Origin of the sequence: Psychrobacter sp. ANT_H3 (assembly GCF_027919975.1) — a bacterium.
Lineage (GTDB): Bacteria > Pseudomonadota > Gammaproteobacteria > Pseudomonadales > Moraxellaceae > Psychrobacter > Psychrobacter maritimus.
In genome coordinates, this window is the sequence record NZ_JAQISM010000004.1 from 319,579 (window position 1) to 336,711 (window position 17,133).

General features: G+C 44.5%; 14 protein-coding genes. 10 read left to right on the forward strand and 4 right to left on the reverse strand.

The features are described from left to right. Positions 1 to 7 precede the first annotated feature (7 nt). From PG901_RS04165 to PG901_RS04195, 7 genes are all read left to right on the forward strand, one after another. Entirely contained in the window at positions 8 to 1,843 is a 1,836-nt protein-coding gene (locus PG901_RS04165; RefSeq protein WP_271133610.1) for a hypothetical protein, read from the forward strand. A 295-nt stretch (positions 1,844 to 2,138) separates the two neighbouring features. After that, positions 2,139 to 4,247: an EAL domain-containing protein gene (locus tag PG901_RS04170; RefSeq protein ID WP_271133611.1), complete on the forward strand. Its 2,109-nt coding sequence runs from the start codon at positions 2,139 to 2,141 to the stop codon at positions 4,245 to 4,247. 290 nt (positions 4,248 to 4,537) lie between these two features. After that, complete coding sequence (locus tag PG901_RS04175) at positions 4,538 to 4,993, forward strand: c-type cytochrome (RefSeq protein WP_271133612.1); 456 nt, start codon at positions 4,538 to 4,540, stop codon at positions 4,991 to 4,993. A gap of 102 nt (positions 4,994 to 5,095) precedes the next feature. Further along, entirely contained in the window at positions 5,096 to 6,055 is a 960-nt protein-coding gene (locus PG901_RS04180; RefSeq protein WP_201563206.1) for an AAA family ATPase, read from the forward strand. An 84-nt stretch (positions 6,056 to 6,139) separates the two neighbouring features. Beyond that, positions 6,140 to 7,213 (forward strand): hypothetical protein, encoded by a 1,074-nt coding sequence (locus PG901_RS04185; RefSeq protein WP_271133613.1) that lies wholly within the window; start codon positions 6,140 to 6,142, stop codon positions 7,211 to 7,213. Continuing rightward, positions 7,210 to 9,552, forward strand: a complete 2,343-nt coding sequence (locus tag PG901_RS04190) for a transglutaminase family protein (protein WP_271133614.1) — start codon at positions 7,210 to 7,212, stop codon at positions 9,550 to 9,552. The genes PG901_RS04185 and PG901_RS04190 overlap by 4 nt, the downstream gene beginning before the upstream one ends. Before the next feature lie 68 nt (positions 9,553 to 9,620). After that, positions 9,621 to 9,908 (forward strand): DUF4031 domain-containing protein, encoded by a 288-nt coding sequence (locus PG901_RS04195; protein ID WP_271133615.1) that lies wholly within the window; start codon positions 9,621 to 9,623, stop codon positions 9,906 to 9,908. Between the two features lie 81 nt (positions 9,909 to 9,989). Here PG901_RS04195 and PG901_RS04200 read toward each other — a convergent pair whose 3' ends face one another. Beyond that, positions 9,990 to 10,508: a DUF302 domain-containing protein gene (locus tag PG901_RS04200; RefSeq protein ID WP_271133616.1), complete on the reverse strand. Its 519-nt coding sequence runs from the start codon at positions 10,506 to 10,508 to the stop codon at positions 9,990 to 9,992. Positions 10,509 to 10,736: 228 nt separating this feature from the next. Beyond that, the gene (locus PG901_RS04205) at positions 10,737 to 11,633 is read right to left on the reverse strand and encodes a LysR family transcriptional regulator (RefSeq protein ID WP_271133617.1); all 897 of its coding nucleotides are present in this window, start codon (positions 11,631 to 11,633) and stop codon (positions 10,737 to 10,739) included. A gap of 210 nt (positions 11,634 to 11,843) precedes the next feature. On the opposite strand from PG901_RS04205, the gene PG901_RS04210 reads away from it, so the two are divergent. After that, positions 11,844 to 12,953, forward strand: a complete 1,110-nt coding sequence (locus PG901_RS04210) for an S-(hydroxymethyl)glutathione dehydrogenase/class III alcohol dehydrogenase (protein ID WP_442966848.1) — start codon at positions 11,844 to 11,846, stop codon at positions 12,951 to 12,953. A gap of 106 nt (positions 12,954 to 13,059) precedes the next feature. Here PG901_RS04210 and PG901_RS04215 read toward each other — a convergent pair whose 3' ends face one another. Both PG901_RS04215 and PG901_RS04220 read right to left on the reverse strand, forming a co-directional pair. After that, positions 13,060 to 13,308, reverse strand: coding sequence for a DUF2164 domain-containing protein (locus PG901_RS04215; protein WP_271133619.1), 249 nt, complete (start codon positions 13,306 to 13,308; stop codon positions 13,060 to 13,062). Between the two features lie 118 nt (positions 13,309 to 13,426). Further along, positions 13,427 to 14,101, reverse strand: a complete 675-nt coding sequence (locus PG901_RS04220) for a DsbA family oxidoreductase (protein WP_201619706.1) — start codon at positions 14,099 to 14,101, stop codon at positions 13,427 to 13,429. A 491-nt stretch (positions 14,102 to 14,592) separates the two neighbouring features. On the opposite strand from PG901_RS04220, the gene PG901_RS04225 reads away from it, so the two are divergent. Then, positions 14,593 to 15,744, forward strand: a complete 1,152-nt coding sequence (locus tag PG901_RS04225) for an acyl-CoA dehydrogenase family protein (protein ID WP_201563192.1) — start codon at positions 14,593 to 14,595, stop codon at positions 15,742 to 15,744. Between the two features lie 156 nt (positions 15,745 to 15,900). Then, the gene (locus PG901_RS04230; RefSeq protein WP_271133642.1) at positions 15,901 to 17,106 is read left to right on the forward strand and encodes an acetyl-CoA C-acetyltransferase; all 1,206 of its coding nucleotides are present in this window, start codon (positions 15,901 to 15,903) and stop codon (positions 17,104 to 17,106) included. Positions 17,107 to 17,133 lie beyond the last annotated feature (27 nt).

Here is a 17,133-nt window from a genome sequence, read left to right on the forward strand (position 1 = left end):
GATAGTAATGGTAAATTTATCGACGTTTCAACAGTATTTAAGCATTGATGCGCGCTTATCGCGGACGTTAACGAAATCAATTGATTTAACGAAGTCGTTTAATAAAGATGAGCAGCACTTGCTTAAATGGGCGGCGCTGTTGCCCATGCAAACGGAGGCGCAGCAAACAGAGCAGCTAGAAAAAGTCCTTACAGAGTTGCGCGTGGCAGCTATAGATGATCGGCAACGTCTGACATTACTCAATATTGTGCTGGAGGCAGCTAATAAGCTGATTGCGATGCTGCGCCAACACTATATATATGAGGCAAATGCTTTTAACGACTATCAGCTCGGCTATGTGGTGCAGGTGAAGTCGCTGTATTATTTAATGATTATGGTCTATGACGGTGTTATACAGCGAGAAATCACCTTTTTAAAAGATAAAAAGCTGCAAGCATCAAACGGTCTTTTGCAGCGCTATCTGACCAATGAGAAAGCCTTATCAATCACGTTAGCCATTGCTACTTACCAAACGCTGTTGATGTATCAAAAGCTGTTGTTCGAAGAGGCGCTTTGTTATCAGAAACCTGTGCCATATTTATGGTCTAATATTAATCAGCTCTACTATATGGCGTGCCAACAGCAGACCGTTGATATCGATTTGAGTTCTTATATTATGACCCACTGCGCGGATAATATTCATCAATTATATGGTCAGCTATGCTTGCATAGTTTATTGAACGTACGCGCTATGCGACGCGCCACTGTGCTAATGGTGCAGCGTTTGCTCCTAGAGTGGAGCGAACATCTCATCGCATCTATAGAGCCGCAGACGGAAACAAAGGTGTTCGTCAATCTGCACAGTGACAATCCACCCACCTATTTGACCGCCCATTCTGCCATTAACCCTTATGATGCTCATCATGATTGTGTGTTTATAGAGTTGGCGCCGCTGGTTACCTACCTAAAATCCCGTAGGGACACCCTCATCGAGGAAGGTCGAGAAGGGGTTGAATCATCCTTAATGAATACGGTTGCCATAACCTTGAGCTATCGCTATATTCAGCCGCCATTGACGCTACCGATTAGACAAAGCGCCAAACAACAGGCACATATCATTACAGGGTTTAATGACATTCATTACCACGTTAGTTATGAGCAAAGCTTATCGACTCTCATTGCGGCAAAATATCTGCCTGAGCATCAGCAACCTCGCTATGATACCTTGCCAAAAAAGCTGTCTGCTAATGCCGTTTCTGCTAATACTGTTTCTAATAATACAATGTTAGGGGTAGAAACGTTTGATAGTGACAATGCTTTGTCCGACTTTCGTACCTTGCGCTTGCTGCCAGATTCAGTGGAGCCAGCTATCAGCGTAAGCAGAGCTGGAGAAAATACCCCTAAAGCAAAATATAACAGCAAAAAAGTAAAGGCTATAGTCGAAGTTGCAGAAAATGATACCCTGAACTCTATTGCTCCGCCGCCACTGCGAACGATGAGTCTTTTCTTATTGTGTCGCTCTGAAAATCCAGCTTCGACTGATTGGTCTATAGGCGTGGTACGCTGGCTCAATTTAGATCTAGAAAAACCGGAAATTGATTGGCAAGTACTGGGGCATCAGCTCATTGCTTGTGGTATTCGCCTGCACAATAGGGACAATCGCAGTCGGCATTTTGTGCCCGCGTTTGTCGTTGGTGATGACGAGCAGCTGCAAACGCCTTCTAGCCTAATTATGCCGACGTCTCATTTTCAAGTAGGGGATAGAGTGATGATGCGTATTAATACCAAACAAAAAACATTGCGCTTAGTGCGGCGTTTAATGATGACAGATGAGTTTAGCCAATATGAAGTGGCGCAACTTTAACTGCCTACTTATCAAAGCATAAGATAACTTTGCCATACTCAATGTTTAACGTTTAACGTTGAACGCTTAAACTCTAACATTGTGCTGAGCGCATTTAACTCATCAGATTTAATTCATGAGAAGATGGCATTATGATTGCAGCTTAATAAGAGCGACTTAATAAGAGCGACTTAATCACCGTAATTGAATGAACAACAATTTGATAAACAACACTTAGTGATTGTAACTTAAGCAGCAGTCGGTTAGATTATTGTTTATAATGACAAAACCGCTATTATGATTTAAAAGGCTTCCTATGCGTACTCAGTCCGTCTTAAACCTATTAGTAATCGATGACGACCAGCTTTACGCTGAGCGACTGGTAGCATTGCTAGGGTCATATTATGACAATGTGAACTTAGGTTTATTGGATGATAAAGAAGAGCTGTTAAAGTCGCTACGTCAATCATGGGATGTATTGGTGTTTGGTCAGGCTTATGATATGAGCTTTACTGACGTGGTTGGTGTCGTTCAAGAGCAGAGTATAGACTTGCCAACGATTTGTTTGATGAATAAAGAGGCTGCTGCCAGCACCCAAAACGAAGCCGGCTTGCCGGCTGTGATGAACAGTACGATGGTTAAAGCCATTTGCGTAGAGCAAGAGATGGCAGTCGTCATGGCGATTTGTTTGCAGCATGAGAGTTTACGCTGTCGTCAGCAGCTTAAAACCTTGCGTCATGTCTTGTCTGAAGCAGAACAACGTGCCAACGTCCTGATTAAAAACTCAAAAAGTGCGGTCGCTTATATTGACCAAGGGATTCATATTTTTGCCAATGACCCTTATCTGCAGTTGTTTGGCTTTGAGGCGATGAATGACATTATCGGTATACCTGTGATTGACTTGATTGCAGGCGGTGATAACGTTAAAGCTTTTAAACAGTTCTTACGTCAGTTTGATAAAGGAAGCCGTAAAGACGTTGAGTTTAATTTTGAAAGCAAACGTAAAGATGGCTCTACCTTTGAGGCGAAATTACAGTTGGCCTCGGCAACTTTAGATGGTGAGCCCGTTACCCAAATTATTATTCAGCAAAACAACAGTAATAGCGCTGAAGTTGCGAAGCGTTTGGCTGAGGCTGAGCGTAAAGACAGCCTAACGGGTATTCATAATCGCCGCAGCTTTGAAGAGCAGCTGGCGGCATTATATCAACAAGCAAAACAGGGTGCGTCGACGGCAGGGTTATTCTATATTAAGCTTGATAATGTGGGCAAAATTAGAAGCAGTCTGGGTCTGCAAGGGATAGATGCCACCGTTAAGCAAGTCGCCTATGCTTTAGATAAGCTGGTAACAGATGAGCTCTTAGAAGAAAGCCATGTAAGCCGTTTTAGTGATACGGTCTTTACCATCTTGGTGGAAAATAAAAGCACCGCAGATCTTGAAAAACTGGCTGGGAAAATTGGTTCAACCATCAGTGAGCTGTTTATCGAAGTCGATAAGCGGACGACAAATACCACAGCAAGTATCGCTATCGTTAAGATAGAAAAAAACACTCCTGAACCGAGAGTGTTACTCGAGCGGGCGATGGATGCGATCAATCAAATTCTGATTGAAACCTCCAATCATGGCGGCAGATATCATCTATATGACGCCAGTGAACATGCCAATAGTGATGATCATGCGCTGGCCGAATCTTTGGTCGATGCGATTGCCAATAATCGCTTTGAGCTGTTGTTTCAGCCGATATATGACATTAATCATGATCGCAGTGATTTCTTTGAGGTATACCTGCGCTTGCCACTGGCGGATGCGGACAATACGATATTGACGCCTGACCAGTTTATGGCAGTGGCCAAAGCGCATAATTTACTTGAAAAAATAGACCGCTGGATACTCATCAATGCCTGTAAAAAAATCAATGACGTGCGTAAATCCCATCCAGAAGCGCGCTTACTGGTACAACTGACCAACGCCTCTTTGATAGATAAAAAGCTGCCAAGTGTGGCCAGTCAATTAATCAATGCGGTGGGCGGTAAGGCGGGTGCATTAACCTTACAGTTTAATGAAAACGATATTGCTGACCATTTAACCGTCTCTAAATCTCAGTTTACCGCCCTTAATCAAGTAAATTGCCAGTTATGTATCAATAATTTTGGCTCGTCTGCTAAGGCTGTTGAGGTTGCCAATTTCGTGCAACCTGATATGGTGCGTCTAGCCCGTAGTTACATGGAAGGGATAGATACCCCTGAAAATCTAGAGACGGTTAAATCGCTTATCGTCCGCACCAATGAGATTGGCGTCGATGTCTTGATGCCCTATATCGAAGATGCTGCGACCATGTCGGTTGCTTGGAGCGTGGGCGCGCGTTATTTGCAGGGTTTTTATTTAGAGGCGCCTAGCAATAGCATAAAAGTGGCTAGCGAGAGTTAAGCTATTATTTAAGCCTAAATCACAGTATAAATCCAAGCCTAAACCTAATACGGGAAAAATTTCAGACAACTGGGCTTTAACTGGCAACTAAGTTTTAAAAGGCGAATTGGATTTTAACTAAAGGCGAGCCAAACAACTTTTATGTTAGCAAAATCAGCAATTATTCATTTTTAGCAGTTACCCCTATATTTCCTACGCAGTGCTATGTAGGTTCATCACTCTTTGCCTTGTATAATGGTCGAGGTAGACGCATACATAGCCAATGCCCCTCAATTAAAGATTTCTACAACATGTCTATACTCAAAAAATATCAATTAAGCGGTATGTTTGCCGCTGTTTTATTGCTCAGCGCTTGTGAGAAAACGCCGCCTGACTATCGCGATCCTGTAACGTTGCCACTTTATACCGAGGGCGACGCCGATAATGGTGCGCTTATATATCAAGATGCTTGCGGTCAATGTCATCAGCTAAATCCTGGACTCAATAAAAAAGGTCCGCAGTTGATGAATGTTTATGGTGCCAAAGCGGCCGAGCTTGCAGATTATACTTATAGTGAAGGGCTTAAGGCATCAGGTTGGGTATGGAATGCTGAAACGCTAGATACTTATATCGCTGATGCAGAAAAAGCCATGCCAGATTCGAAAATGCTCTCGGATCCGATGCCAGATGCTCAGGAGCGTACCGATGTGATTGCTTATTTATCAACGCTTCGTGCACCGGTGCCAACCGCTGATGATATAAAGTAACGCCCGATTTAACCTGACTATTTGACATGGCTATTTAACCTGACTATTTCACATGGCTATTTAAAATAATCATCACCATAAAAAATGAGCTAAGAATTGATAATGAACCCTGCCGCCAATGACTATCCCCGCAACCAGCAAAAAATTGCTCAGCTAATGACGCAGTTAAATCAAATCGTGCTAGATAAACCGCAGGCCATCAAGTTGGCGCTGAGCGGCATACTGGCAGGTGGGCATCTATTGTTGCAAGATTTGCCCGGCATGGGTAAGACGACGTTGGCGCAAGGCTTGGCGCAATTACTCGGTCTGAGCTTTAGCCGCGTGCAGTTTACCAATGACATGCTGCCGGCCGATATTTTGGGCATGAGTATCTATGACCAAAGCAAACAGCAGTTCGAATTTCGTCCCGGGCCTATCTTTACTCAGTTGTTGCTGGCTGATGAAATCAATCGCTCTAGTCCCAAGACCCAAAGTGCATTACTAGAAGCGATGGAAGAGCGGCAAGTAACCCAAGATGGGCAGACTTATGCTTTGCCGCAGCCGTTTTTTGTGATTGCCACCCAAAACCCATTGCAGCAAGCGGGCGTTTATCCACTGCCTGAATCGCAGCTAGATCGGTTTTTATTGTGCTTGTCGCTAGGATATCCATCACCTGCCGCGGAGCGCGAGCTTCTAAAAGGTCAAGACCGCCGCGAGCTATTAAAAGAGTTGCCCGCAGTGCTTGATACGCAGGCTGTATTATTAGCCCAACAAGGCGTCAAGCAGGTGTATGTCGCGGATGTGGTTTTAGATTATCTGCAAAGACTGGTCGCCAAAACACGTGCAAGCTCTGAGTATCACGGTCTTTCACCGCGTGGCGTGCTGTCGCTACAGCGTGCTGCACAGGCTTATGCTTATGTGTCAGGGCATATGGAGGTCACGCCTGAAGATATCCAAGCCGTGTTTGCTGCCGTCACCGATCATCGCCTCGGTCAGCGTTTTGTACCCGCGCATGTGACTGGTGGGCAAGCGACTCAGACCATTGCCCAACGCATTTTGGCAGAAGTGGCTGTTATTGTTTGACCATTTTTTTGCTCATAATAGATTCACTTCCAAAGCTGCTCGTTTATTAGCGATAAGACTATTAATTTTAAGAATAGGGTAGTCATGAGCCTTTTGCCAAAAGCCTTTACCGTACCAGCTACTTCCGCATTACGCCGTTGGTTTGCCGCGCGGGCACCAAAAAGCGATAGCGCCACGCTCAATTTGCGTAATGTCTATATCTTTTTTAGCCGCGAAGGGCTGCTATATGCGGTGTTATTAATCATCACCTTTATTGCTGGTATCAACTATGGCAATAACTTGGTGTTGGGTCTGTGTTTTTATCTGGTCAGCGTTTGGCTTATCAGCTTTCATGTGACCTTTGCCCATATCTCAGGTCTTAAAGTACAGTTAATAGAAGTGACCATGGCAGAAGCAGGTGCGCCTGTCTGGGTGACCTTGCAGCTGATTAGTGAGAGCCGCCAACCAAGACGGCAGCTATTATTTAGCTTTGAGCAGACTGACGGTAAGGTTAATAGCAAGGCTAATAATAAGACAGATAAAAAAGCCAGTAAAAAAATCAAAAATAGCGCTAGTACCCAAGAGTCGATATTGGTGACACGACTGCAAGGCGAGCAAGTGATTCGTTTGCCTGTACAAACGCACAGTCGTGGGCAGCTGACATTACCAAGATTAATCATCAAAACCGTTTATCCGTTAGGTATTATGCGCGCATGGTCCTATGTTTATTTTGCCCGTAGCGCTTGGGTGTATCCAAAACCTGAAGTCTTTGATTGGCAAGCACAGTATGCCGTTGCCAGTCAGGAGGATTTGCCAACGGGTGGACAGACTAGGCAAGGTCAGGACGATTTTGAGCGGCTAGATAACTATATCGAAGGTGAGTCGCTAGCAAGGGTTTCTTGGGGTCACGTGGCGCGCGGTCAGGGAATGTTTACCAAGCATTTTGCTGATCCAGTCGGTCATGAGCAAACGTTGGATTATGCTGATATGCCAGCGGCGCATCATGAACAAAAACTCGCACAACTGGCTTATGGCGTAGTGACATTAGGTGAGTTGGGTGTGCCATTTAACATGCGTTTAGCCGGCGATATGCCCTTTAATGAGCATTCTGCTGCAACGATGGGTGACGGTAATGGCTTTGCGCAAGCGTGCTTGCTAAGGTTGGCAAAAGCGCCATGACTAATATGACCAATTCTAAAAGATTTTTTTCAAAAAAAGTAATCGATGCCTCTATTGGCTCTGATAAGTCAGACTTTATAGACTCCGCGAGCTTTGCGCAGTTGGCTTTGGGTCAAAATATCAATGCTCATACCTATGCTCATGCTATGCAGGGCAGCAATGCTAAATGGACTCGCAAGCTACTCGCCTTACCAGCCTATTATTGGGTGTTAATTGCTCAAGTTGTCATTATCTTACCGCATGCAGCGCATTTGCCGTTATGGCTAATGGGTTTTGCGGTGGTCAGTATCATTGCTCAGCTGCCGCGTGTAAAAGAGCGATTTAAAAAATTAGCGCATCTAAAACGTGTTTATCAAAGCATGCAAATGCTCGGCTTCTTATTGGGGCTTACAGGTCTATGGCTGACTTATAATACCGCTTTCGGCCTCGATATGGGCGTAGCGTTTTTAGTGCTATGTCTCATCAGTAAGCTGTGGGAGTTGTATAAGCGCCGTGATGCTTATGTGGTATTGAATCTTTCACTATTTGTCCTTGCCGCGCTGTTTTTGATGGATCAAGGTCTTGTGACGACGTTAGAAGTAATCGTCGGGGCGGTCATTGTGTTGTTGGCATTTATTGCTTTAAATGACGATGGCAATACTAACGGCGATGGTCGCTTGCGTACTTTAGGTGTATTAGGTCTTGGGGCATTGCCGTTATTGGTCGTGCTATTTTTATTCTTTCCGCGCTTGCCACCGCTATGGTCCGTGCAGCTCTCAGGTCAGCAAGCGACCACGGGTGTCTCTGATAGCATGTCACCCGGTGATTTTGCCAATTTAGGACAATCGACCGAGCTTGCGTTTCGGGTAGAGTTTGTAGATAACCGCCCACCACAGCAGCAGCTCTATTGGCGTGGTTTGGTCTTTAGCGACTTTGATGGAGTCACTTGGCGTCCTAGCCCTCAGCAACGACAATGGCAGCCTGCACCGCAAACACCTGCTTGGATTGAGAATGCCTTTGCAACTATCCCTGATGAAGCGAAAGTGGCGCCGACCAACTATGAGATTATCCTAGAGCCAACGCAGCAAAACTGGCTGTTTGGACTTGATTATCCTTTTGCTCAGCGCCAAGACGTCAGTATAACCTCAGACTTTACCTTATTAAAAGACCAGCCGGTTACCCAACAGCTGCGCTACGAGGTATTTCAGTTTGCACCGATGCGTATCGATCCGATTCTCTCTGATGAGTCGCGCCGTCTAAATCTTACACTGCCAGCTGACGGTAATCCGAAAGCGCGAACATTGGCGCAGCAGCTTTTTATTCAATCAGACTCAGACCCAGTACGCTATATGCAAGCACTTGAGCGCTGGATTAACCAAACGGACTTTCGTTATACACTGTCTCCGCCACGACTGAATAATAACCGTATTGATGAGTTTTTATTTGAGACCAAAGCGGGGTTTTGTGAGCACTATTCTTCCAGCTTCACCTTTATGATGCGCGCCGCTGGCATTCCAGCACGCGTCGTGGCGGGGTATCAAGGTGGCGAGCTGAGCCGCGGTGGTAATGTTTGGGAAGTACGGCAAAAGGATGCACACGCTTGGACGGAGGTTTGGCTTGACGGTCAAGGTTGGGTACGTGTCGACCCAACGGCTTTTGTAGCGCCTGAGCGTGTCGAGCAGGGGATGGATGCGCTGACACAGGCACAAGGGGCAGCAATGTTCGGTGATGGCACTAGTGCGCAAATCAGCTATCAGCAGTATCAAATGCTACAAACCTTGCGCCGTCTATCCGACCAAGCGAGCTACTATTGGCAAAAAGATGTCGTTGGTTACGATCAGGACAAGCAAGCTGACTCGCTACTCAAATGGTTTAACATCCGTTCAATCCTGCAGCAAATTATTTGGCTAGCGGCGAGTGCTATTACTGTCATGGTGATTTTGGTCTTTGTCATTTGGCAACGTCGCCGTAAACGTTGGCATCCAGCAGACCTGCCACTTGCACAGTTATCAAAACGTATTGGTAAAAGTGATAAAGCGCTTACTCGTAAAGAGAGCGAAGGGCAGCTTGCTTGGCTTGAGCGCTTGGCAATAGCGGTTGATGACCGAGAAAATGATTCAAATACTGATATCGACGCTGATACTAATACTGATACCAATGCTAAAAGTAGTAATAAGAGCAGTAAAGTTAGCAAGCTAACAGATAGTGGGCATTCAGAAATCGTGCAAGCAAAAATCATGCAGATGAGGCAGGACTATCGTCAACTGCGTTATGGACGTCTAAGCAGCCTTGAAACCAATGATAGCGAATACCAAACCGTACTGAAACAGCTTAAGAAAGATGCACGTGAATTGTTCTAATGGCTGTTTTGTGAAAGCGTTGTTTAGCACATGATAAAATAGCTAATGATAATAAAGGAGGCGACTCTATGGCGATATACGTCGATTTTATGCAGATAGAATTTAAAGGCTATAAGTGGTGCCATATGCTGGCAGATACCCTGCAAGAGTTGCATGATTTTGCAGCGCTGATTGAAGTGGATAAGCGTTTATTCCATCGTCATGCCAGTTATCCGCACTATGATGTGACGGTGCAAATGCGAGAGATAGCGATTGAATATGGTGCTATTCCTGCTGGTCGAAAAAAGATTATCGAATGTGCGAAGAAGTTAAAAATAGAGTTACATAAGCAAATAGCACAGTCTGAGGATTACTAATAAGTGAATCTTCTAGAGGTACAGAAAAGGTGGGAGTGCTTTTGCATCCCACCTTTTTTTGTTCAGGTTTTCATTTATAGCTTATTTTGCAATAGCTGCTTTACTAACGCCATCAAGGGCTGTTGCGATGTTATCAATAGCAGTATCACAACCTTTTATATTATGGCGCTCTTTGAGATATTCAGGATTGTTGTACGACAACCAGACCTTTTTATCGGCATCTTCATTGATGAGGATTTTTTGCGGTAAGTCAATGGCGACGCTTTGCTCGCAATTCATCAATGGCGTACCTGCTTTTGGATTACCAAACATAATGACTTGCGTCGGTCTTAATGTTAAATCAACACCTTGCGCATTTTTCTGATGATCGACGCGCGCAAATACTTTCATACCTTTGCTTTCGATAATCGCTGCTAGCTTATCCGCAGTATCTTGCACGGAGTGATTACTTTGCATCGTCACCAAACCCTTTTCAGCATTGATAGCAGTCATCGTTTTTGGCGTTGACTGCACCTTATCTGGCGCGTTTAAAATATTTTCAACACTGGCGCAAGAGGATACGGCCAAAGCTAACGCCGCAATAGAGATGATTTTAAGCATAAAAAGTCCTTTTTTATGGTGGTTGTTTATTCAGTAAGTGATGGTTAGCAACATCGAATATTCATTGTGAACCATAACACTGTGCTTCATAACACTGTGCTTCATAACACTGTGCTTCATAACACTGTGCTTCATAACACTGTGCTTCATAGCATTGTGCGTAATAAACCGTACATAGTAAAGCCTGCCATTGCAACACAGCTTAAAGAGCGATTAAACCAAAACTAATTACACAGCCAAACGCTCTGCCAGATAATCTACCAGTAATCGAATCTTTGGCGATAAATGACGATTATGCGGATAAATAGCCCAGATGCTTTCTTCAGGCTCTCTATAGTTATCCAATAAGCTGACCAGCGCACCTGATGCTAAGTACTGTTGCACATAATAATCAGGTAGCTGCACGATACCCAGCCCTTTTAACGCCGCATCGACTAGACTGTGACCGCTGTTATATTGCACCGTGCCAGACACGCGCAGGTTTTTTTCTTTATCAGCGTTTTTTTCAGAATCTATTTCTTTAAAATCTATAAAGTGCCAATAGTCACGCGTGCCAAGTAAACAGTTATGTTGGCTTAGCTCGGACAAAACATGAGGCGTGCCGTATTTTTCAAGATAAGCGGGCGCAGCACAAACGAAGTTGGTACGACGGCTGAGTTTTTTTGCCATCATCGTCGAATCGCTTAATTTGCCAATGCGAATCGCTAAATCATAGCCGCCATCAATTAGATCGATTTTTTGATTGCTCAAAAAAGCCGTCACTTCGATATCACTATATTGCACCATGAAATCATTGATTAGTGGTAACAGTTGCTGCTCGCCATAAGTGACAGGGGCGGTCAGTTTAATCCTGCCTTGCGGCTTTGATTGTAAGTTACTCACCGCTTGCTCAGCAGCATCCAAGCCATCGAGCACACCGCGGCAGTGCTGATAAAACACGCGGCCTTCTTCTGTCAGTGATACCTTGCGCGTCGTGCGATATAGCAATTTAATATTTAGTCGTTTTTCTAAAGCGCTTATCTGCCGACTGACTTGCGCGGTAGAAATGCCCAATTCTTTTGCGGCACGCGTAAAGCTCTCGTGCTCTGCTACATAGACAAACTCGCTAATACCATCCCAGCGCATGATTATTACCACTATGTAAAAGATATTTGCAAATATAGCACATTGTTATCATTTCAGAAACGACTATAATGGTCAGTATAAAATCAAACTTTTTACAGACCTCAACAATGGTGGCTTGCCTCTACTCAATAAGCACTATAAGCTAAATTGGTCTGCGTGTAATCAATGATAAAATTAATTAAAAGAGAGAATATTATGTCAGATAAATTTATTAAATCTAAAGCCGCCATTGCTTGGGGGCCAAATGAGCCACTATCTATCGAAGAAGTGGATGTGATGCTGCCACGCAAAGGTGAAGTGCTGATAAAAATCGTTGCTAGTGGCGTTTGTCATACCGATGCCTTTACGCTATCTGGTGAAGACCCAGAAGGCGTATTCCCGGCTATCCTAGGTCATGAAGGTGGCGGTATCGTTGAGCAAATTGGCGAAGGCGTAACCAGCGTCCAAGTCGGCGATCATGTTATTCCTTTATACACCGCAGAATGTGGCGTCTGTAAAATGTGTACTTCAGGTAAAACCAACCTGTGTTCAGCGGTACGCGAAACCCAAGGTAAAGGCTTAATGCCAGACGGCACCACGCGCTTTTATAAAGATGGTCAGCCTATTTATCATTATATGGGCTGTTCAACCTTCTCTGAATATACGGTGTTGCCAGAGATCTCGTTAGCAAAAGTGAACAAAGAAGCACCACTAGAAGAAGTCTGCCTACTTGGTTGTGGCGTCACAACTGGTATGGGTGCGGTCATGAACACCGCAAAAGTCGAAGAGGGCGCGACCGTTGCTATCTTTGGTCTAGGCGGTATTGGACTATCGGCGGTTATCGGTGCACAAATGGCAAAGGCCAGCCGTATTATTGCCATTGATATCAACGAAAGTAAGTTTGAGCTTGCCAAAAAATTGGGCGCAACAGATTGTATTAATCCAAAAGATTATGACAAACCAATCCAAGACGTTATTGTTGAATTAACCGATGGCGGCGTTGATTATTCGTTTGAATGTATCGGTAATGTCGATGTCATGCGTTCAGCACTTGAGTGCTGCCATAAAGGTTGGGGCGAATCGGTTATCATCGGTGTTGCTGGTGCTGGCCAAGAGATATCAACCCGTCCATTCCAGCTAGTGACTGGTCGCGTCTGGCGCGGTTCAGCATTTGGCGGCGTAAAAGGTCGCAGCGAGTTGCCCGGCTACGTTGAGCGTTATTTAGCAGGTGAGATTCCATTACAAGATTTCATCACCCATACCATGCCATTAGAAGATATCAATGAAGCCTTTGATTTGATGCATAAAGGTGAGAGTATCCGCACGGTTATTCATTTTTAAGCATCATTATTAATTATAGGGATTGTAAATTTAGCCTTTTAAAATAATAGTGTTATAAAATAAAAATGCCGCTCTTATTATGGGGCGGCATTTTTATGTTTATCGTTTAGTCTTTTTTAAAGCTATGCATATCTTCTAGCACTGCCGTGAATCTATCGTATAGCCAAGGTTCAATATCATCAATCACTTGACTATATAAATGTGGACCTATGGTTTCGATAATAAAGTCTAATAAAAACTTAGCGGGCAGATTACCAATATCGACATCAAACTCTGCGTTCATATAATCTCTCAGCTTATCCAAAACGATTTCTTCTGCTTCATCTGATAAGGTAATCAGTTTGTCTTTGCTCATATAAAACTATTCCTAAGAGACATGCCAATAACGATGTCCAATGTTTAAATGTTTACTGAAATTTCAATGACAGCTAAATGTTAAATAACCATTAAATTAAGCAGTGCTCCTTTATTACCTACTCTTGCATAGTGGCCAATTGCTCTAAAATATTGACGTAATTTTCCACGCCCTGCGCGCCGCTGACCAAATGTCGCTCGTTAAAAATCATCGCCGGTACACTTTGAATGCCTTGCTGTTGCCAATGCTGCTCTTCTGCGCGCACCTCTTTAGCAAAACGCTGCTCTTCTAATACCGCGAGCGCCTCGCTACGATCAAGTCCTACTTCCGCGGCAATATCAGCAAGCACTGCATTATCAGAAATATTGCGACCCTTGGTAAAGTGGGCGCTGAATAACGCCTGCTTTAAATCATGCATCGGCTTTTGCCCTTGCTGACCTGCCCAGTACAGCAGCTGATGCAGATTAAAAGTATTGTGCATGCGGGTATCGTCATTGAAATTAAACTCAAACCCGACTTCGGAGCCTGCCTCAGTCATTCTAATGCGGCTAGCGTCCGACTCTTCCTTGCTTGAGCCATATTTCTCCATGATATGCTCGCGCAAGTTTTGTCCTTCGCTTGGCATATTGCTGTTTAGCTCAAACGGATGCCAATGTATTTCATGTTCGGTATTGGTTTGCTTAAGCGCCTCAGCCAATTGACGGTAGCCGATAATACACCAAGGGCAGACCACGTCTGAGACGATATCGATGCGGAGTGGCTGGTTTGATAATGTCTGCTTTGAATTTTCCATAACTTTCTGCCTATTTTATTGTTGATGTTTTATTTGTTTATAAAGGGTTTTTATAAGGAGGCTTATAAATAATTGGGATAAATAATTGAGAATATCTGCTGTGCCAAATTATCGTAGCCTGTCCTAATACCTAATCAATGTGGATAGCGAGTAGAGGTTATATTAACCCAAAGAAGTCAGATAGTTTGACTAAAACACACAACCCATACACTCAAGAATTTAGCGCAAAACCATCATAAGAGATATTGGTTATCAGTATAAAGTTTCTGAGATACCTGATATTGCTAACTGATTAGCGCTAAGCAGACTACTATTGTTAGCCAAGAAAATGCCGATAGTTATCAATCAATAACTCAGTTATGATATTGATAAGCCCGAATAGCCTATTTACGCTCAAAATCGTGGCTGGCTTGATTAATAATGAAAGCACTATCAAGCTTATACCTATTAATAAATACGAATGATGACCAATTAAAACCAAGGATGGATCAATGACTATTGCCTGCTTTAAGCCAAAATGGATGGATGAAGAGATTGAAATGCTGCATGAGAGTGCGCTTAAAGTCTTTAGAGATTGGGAAGCGCATGATGAAAAATGGCGTGAAAATGGCATGCTCGATCGTGAGGCTTGGCTAGAAGCTGGCGAGATGGGGTTTTTATGTGCTTCAATGCCAGAAGAATACGGCGGCGCCGGTGGTGATTTTCGCCATGAAGCGGCGCTGATTTATGCACAATCTGAAGCCAACCAAGCAGGTTTTGGTGGCTTTTTACATTCAGGGATTGTCGCGCCTTATATTTTGCATCATGGTACTGAAGCGCAAAAACAGGCATGGTTACCCAAAATGGCAACCGGCGAGTTAATCGGTGCGATTGCTATGACTGAGCCGGGCACAGGCTCAGATTTGCAAAACATCAAAACCTATGCAGTCAAAGACGGCGATGATTATATTATCAACGGCTCAAAGACCTTTATTACCAATGGTCAACTGGGTAATTTAATCATCGTTGCCTGTAAAACTGACCGCTCCCTTGGCGCTAAAGGCGTTTCCTTAATCGTGGTCGAAACCGACAATGCGCCGGGGTTTGAGCGCGGTAAAAAGCTTAAAAAACTTGGCATGGCATCCCAAGATACTTCTGAGTTGTTTTTTAATAATATGCGCGTGCCGCAAGCCAATTTATTGGGTACGGTTGAAGGCTTAGGCTTTGCACAATTGATGCAAGAGCTACCGCAAGAGCGTTTGATTGTGGCATTGGCTGCAATTGGGGCGATGAAACTGGCATTGGATTTGACCATTGATTACACCAAAGAGCGCACCGCTTTTGGCAAGCCTGTTTGGAGCTTTCAAAATACCCGCTTTAAATTGGCCGAATGTAACAGCCATTACATTGCCTCGAGCGCCCTGTGCGATGCCGCTATCGAAGCATTAGTAGAGAATAAACTAACGGTACAGCATGCTGCTTTAATCAAATATTGGGTAACCGAAAAACAATGTATCGTCATGGATGAGTGCGTACAGTTATTTGGCGGTTATGGCTATATGATGGAATATCCGATTGCGCGCTTATATGCCGATGCGCGCGTGCAAAAAATCTACGGCGGCACCAATGAGATTATGAAAGAGCTGGCGTCACGCTTTATGTAATTTTTCATTTAAACCAATCTTTAAAACTACAGGTTTTTAAAACTACAAGCTTCTAAGATTACAGGCTTCTAAGATTACACGCTTCTAAGATTACACGCTTCTAAGATTACACGCTTCTAAGATTATAAATTTTTAAGACTATAAGGACATAGCATGATTCAGACGGCTTATATTTATGACGCCATTCGCACCCCGCGTGGCAAAGGCAAAGCGGGCGGCAGCTTAAACCAAGTAACGCCTATTTGGCTGGTTCGCACCTTACTTAATGCCATGCAGCAGCGCAACGATTTAGATACCAGCTTGGTTGATGATGTGGTGCTCGGCTGCGTGACGCCAGTCGGCGAACAAGGCGCAGACATTGCCCGTATTGCGGTCATTGATGCAGGCTGGCATGAAAGCGTCGCTGGGGTAACTTTATCGCGTTTTTGTGCCTCAGGGCTTGAGTCCATTAATTTAGCAGCCAGTAAAATTATGTCGGGGATGGAGGATATGGTGGTAGCAGGCGGCGTTGAATCGATGAGCCGCGTACCGATGGGCTCAGATGGCGGTGCGTGGGCAACCGATCCGCGCGTGAATGCAGCTACGGGCTTTGCGCCGCAAGGGGTGGGTGCCGATACCATTGCAACGCTTGAAGGCTTTAGTCGTACGGATGTCGATGCTTTTGCCACCGAGTCACATCAGCGTGCTGCTAACGCATGGGCTGCTGGCTACTATGATAACGCGGTAGTGCCTGTGCATGATTTAAATGGTCGTTTGCTACTCGATAAAGACGAGACCATTCGTCCTAACACCACGGTTGAAACGTTAGCAGGATTAAAACCGTCTTTTGCCAAGCTTGGCGTGATGGGCTTTGATAGTGTTTTGCTAGATAAATATACCAGTATTGAGCGTATCAATCATGTCCATCATGCGGGTAACTCCTCCGGTATCGTTGATGGCGCGGCGCTTTGTTTATTGGGTAGTGAAGCAGCGGGTAAAAAAGCAGGTTTGCGTCCGCGGGCGAAAGTCATTATGGCGTCAGTCATCGGTTCTGAGCCGTCTATTATGCTGACTGGTCCAACGCCTGCTTGCCAAAAAGCGCTGAAAAAAGCCGGTATGACCGCCGCTGATATTGACCTATGGGAGATTAACGAAGCCTTTGCGGCGATACCGATGAAAACAGCAAAAGACTTAGGCGTTTCACTCGATAAAGTCAACGTCAACGGTGGCGCGATTGCCATGGGTCATCCACTGGGTGCAACGGGTGCGATGCTGCTCACTACTGTCCTTGAGGAGCTTGAGCGTCGTAACCTAAAAACCGCTATGATTAGCTTATGCGTTGGTGGCGGTATGGGCATCGCGACCATCATTGAGCGTGTATAAGTTATCGTTAATAATAGTGGTTAAATA

What these genes read in the sequence shown, in the direction of transcription:
- PG901_RS04215 (WP_271133619.1), bottom strand. Translation starts at nt 13,308, where the DNA reads ATGAGCAAAGACAAACTGATTACCTTATCAGATGAAGCAGAAGAAATC.
- PG901_RS04175 (WP_271133612.1), top strand. Translation starts at nt 4,538, where the DNA reads ATGTCTATACTCAAAAAATATCAATTAAGCGGTATGTTTGCCGCTGTT.
- PG901_RS04200 (WP_271133616.1), bottom strand. Translation starts at nt 10,508, where the DNA reads ATGCTTAAAATCATCTCTATTGCGGCGTTAGCTTTGGCCGTATCCTCT.
- PG901_RS04220 (WP_201619706.1), bottom strand. Translation starts at nt 14,101, where the DNA reads ATGGAAAATTCAAAGCAGACATTATCAAACCAGCCACTCCGCATCGAT.
- PG901_RS04185 (WP_271133613.1), top strand. Translation starts at nt 6,140, where the DNA reads ATGAGCCTTTTGCCAAAAGCCTTTACCGTACCAGCTACTTCCGCATTA.
- PG901_RS04225 (WP_201563192.1), top strand. Translation starts at nt 14,593, where the DNA reads ATGACTATTGCCTGCTTTAAGCCAAAATGGATGGATGAAGAGATTGAA.
- PG901_RS04165 (WP_271133610.1), top strand. Translation starts at nt 8, where the DNA reads ATGGTAAATTTATCGACGTTTCAACAGTATTTAAGCATTGATGCGCGC.
- PG901_RS04195 (WP_271133615.1), top strand. Translation starts at nt 9,621, where the DNA reads ATGGCGATATACGTCGATTTTATGCAGATAGAATTTAAAGGCTATAAG.
- PG901_RS04180 (WP_201563206.1), top strand. Translation starts at nt 5,096, where the DNA reads ATGAACCCTGCCGCCAATGACTATCCCCGCAACCAGCAAAAAATTGCT.
- PG901_RS04190 (WP_271133614.1), top strand. Translation starts at nt 7,210, where the DNA reads ATGACTAATATGACCAATTCTAAAAGATTTTTTTCAAAAAAAGTAATC.
- PG901_RS04170 (WP_271133611.1), top strand. Translation starts at nt 2,139, where the DNA reads ATGCGTACTCAGTCCGTCTTAAACCTATTAGTAATCGATGACGACCAG.
- PG901_RS04205 (WP_271133617.1), bottom strand. Translation starts at nt 11,633, where the DNA reads ATGCGCTGGGATGGTATTAGCGAGTTTGTCTATGTAGCAGAGCACGAG.